This window comes from Vibrio sp. 10N.222.48.A3 (genome assembly GCF_041475345.1).
Lineage (GTDB): Bacteria > Pseudomonadota > Gammaproteobacteria > Enterobacterales > Vibrionaceae > Vibrio > Vibrio tasmaniensis_A.
This window is the reverse complement of record NZ_JBFRVX010001589.1, coordinates 1-604: the sequence shown is the minus strand read 5'-3', so window position 1 is coordinate 604 and position 604 is coordinate 1. Positions and strand designations below refer to the sequence as shown.

Here is a 604-nt window from a genome sequence, read left to right as displayed (position 1 = left end):
ATCTACGATAGGATATTTCGAATTTAAGTCTGCCACCACGGATGACTACCGTCATAACTTGTCTACGAAATCGTTTCTTGTAGCCAAAGCTGTCGAAGGGAAAATGGAAGCGTATTTCGGCGCTTTGGAAAGCATTTCAACCAGTATCCATACTGATAGATCCGGTAACATCATGATCAACCCGATGCTGTTGAAAATGATGACGAACAGTAAAGAATCTCTTGGTGTTCTTAATATTTACATCGGTCTTCCTGATGGCAAAACTTACGACGTTAAAAATCAAGGTATCATTCCCAACTTTAATGCTAAGCAAAAACAACGCGAATGGTTCAACCTTGGGTTTTCAGGTGCAAAACGATCAGTAACTAACCCTTACCTAGCAACAACAGGGCATTTAACCATGTCGGTTGTTATTCCTTTTAAAGCCAGAGGCGAAACGAAAGCAGTGATTGGCCTTAGTCTTAAAATGAGTGATATTACAGACTATATAAACGAGCTATCTGAAGAGCCAAACTTATTTGTCTCTCGCCAAGATGGTTTCCTTGTTGCCGCTAGCTATGAAGATTTTATTGGTAAAAATATCTACGATCTTCGACCATCATAC

The 604-nt window shown here is 39.7% G+C and carries 1 protein-coding gene; it reads left to right on the top strand.

The window, feature by feature from the left end:
* A partial coding sequence (locus tag AB4653_RS27895) for a cache domain-containing protein (protein ID WP_372105876.1) occupies positions 1-604 on the top strand: 604 nt, incomplete at both ends.